Here is a 1859-nt window from a genome sequence, read left to right as displayed (position 1 = left end):
CGCCAATTGATGGATCGTGTCGAAGGATCATTGCGACCGCTCTTTCAGTGGCAGCTGCTGCAAGTACTCGTCGGCGTTGCACTGATTGTGCTCGGAGCACAGTGCTGGGCACGGAATACTCAGATTCCCCATCGAGTTGTCAGCGGAGCCATCGTGCACATCTACGGTGTGATCGTGATCTCTCAAGCGTTGCTGGTCTGCACCCGCATCCGCAGGATCGACTACTCGAGATCGATTGTCGAGATCCGTCGCAAACTCGATAGCGTGCGGTCCGGCTACATGCGTGCCGGTGTCATCATCGGATTTGTGTGGTGGCTGATGTGGATTCCCGTCGCCGTTGCTTTGGGTTTCGATGACGTGCTGCATCCGAACTCTCTGATCGTCTCGTTGATCGTCGGGATTGCCGGATTCGTAGCCTCGCTCTGGCTGTGTTGGCGTGCTCTGAGATCGGCCAACCCATCCGCGGAAACGTGGAAAAGGAAACTCGCCGGCGAGAGCATCCTCTCGGCGTATCTCGCATTGGACGAAATTGAAAACGCCCAAATCCGCTGACGCAGCCAATAACACGAGTCGTTCGTGTCGGAAGTCGTCAAGACGTTTGTCCCTGTCGCAACGCACTGATTGATCGCCGAGCATGTCGCTGGAACGCGTTTGGTTTTTCTCGGCAATGTTTTTCTCGACAATGTTTTTCTTACAAGTTTGCTCTGGTTTCCTCTCTTGGGAAATAGGAATGTGACGAGAATCGGGTAAACTCGGTTGGCGGCGGATAGATACGCTGCTGGCGATACGCCACTCGGGACACATTCGTTTTGAATTAGAAGGGGCTAGGATATGCAAAAATTAGTCGACGGAATTCACAAATTTCAGCGAGAAGCATTTAGTCAGGATCAGAAGCTGTTCGAAACACTGGCTGAAGGTCAGAATCCGCTGGCGTTGTTCATCACGTGTTCGGATTCGCGGATCGACCCAAACCGGTTGACGCAGACCAAACCGGGTGAGTTATTTATTCAACGCACCGCTGGTAATATCGTGCCGCCCTACGGCAGCGTTTTTGCCGGAGAAGCGGCCACCATTGAATACGCGGTGGCTGCACTAAAAATTCGCGACATCATTATCTGCGGTCACTCCCATTGTGGTGCGATGGCAGGCTTGTTGGACCGGGATTCGGTTGAAAAGATGCCAGCAGTAAAAGCCTATTTGCAACACGCCGAAGCTACTCGCCGCATTGTCGAAGAGAACTACGAACATCTTACCGATCCGACCAAACGGCTGACATTGACCGTCGAGGAAAATGTGCTGGTTCAGCTCGAGAGCTTGAAAACGCACCCTTCGGTCGCAGCGGCTGTGGGGCGAGGCGACCTTAAATTGCATGGCTGGGTTTATAAGTTCGAAACCGGCGAAGTGTTCGGTTTCAACCCCGACAAGAATGCTTTCCTTCCCATCGAAGAAATTTCGCCGCAGGTGTCCGTGCCCGACCGCACCCTACCGCAAATTTAGCTCCTCGGTGTCATCGTGTTGCTCGCCGAACATTCCCACCGACGAACAGATAGTCGGCTTGATGGAGAAGGCTGCGGAGAGAATTCCGGCGGAACGCTTGTGGGTAAATCCCGACTGCGGCTTGAAGACACGCCAACGGGAAGAGGTGATTCCGGCGCTGTCCAATCTGGTGTCCGCCGCGAAAAAACTTCGTTCGACTGTCAGCGTTTAGGCGGGGTGCAGAGCGCCGTTGCAGTTCGCAATGTGACGGGATCGAAATAAGTTGCCACTCGGCAGTGCGTTGCCCTCACGAGCTGGCGGCGAAGAATGGAAGCGATTGAATCATGAGACGAGCGAGCGGCGGCGTCGTTTTGCCCGGGGGC

General features: G+C 54.4%; 2 protein-coding genes and 1 pseudogene. All 3 read left to right on the top strand.

The features are described from left to right. A pseudogene (locus tag RMSM_RS19265) lies at positions 1–552 on the top strand (serine/threonine protein kinase); the annotation flags it as partial. 279 nt (positions 553–831) lie between these two features. Continuing rightward, complete coding sequence (locus tag RMSM_RS19260) at positions 832–1497, top strand: carbonic anhydrase (protein ID WP_008699865.1); 666 nt, start codon at positions 832–834, stop codon at positions 1495–1497. Next, positions 1427–1708 carry a 5-methyltetrahydropteroyltriglutamate--homocysteine methyltransferase gene (locus RMSM_RS43800; protein WP_081614239.1) on the top strand — a complete coding sequence of 94 codons (282 nt, stop codon included), beginning with the start codon at positions 1427–1429 and terminating at the stop codon, positions 1706–1708. Before RMSM_RS19260 ends, RMSM_RS43800 begins: the two co-directional genes overlap by 71 nt. Positions 1709–1859 lie beyond the last annotated feature (151 nt).

The sequence above is a fragment of the Rhodopirellula maiorica SM1 genome (assembly GCF_000346295.1).
GTDB classification, from domain to species: domain Bacteria; phylum Planctomycetota; class Planctomycetia; order Pirellulales; family Pirellulaceae; genus Novipirellula; species Novipirellula maiorica.
Note: the sequence above shows the minus strand (reverse complement) of the source record. Positions and strands in the feature narration are given on the sequence as shown.

Coding starts and splice junctions, on each gene's coding strand:
- RMSM_RS19260 (WP_008699865.1), top strand. CDS start 832: ATGCAAAAATTAGTCGACGGAATTCACAAATTTCAGCGAGAAGCATTT.
- RMSM_RS43800 (WP_081614239.1), top strand. CDS start 1,427: ATGCTTTCCTTCCCATCGAAGAAATTTCGCCGCAGGTGTCCGTGCCCG.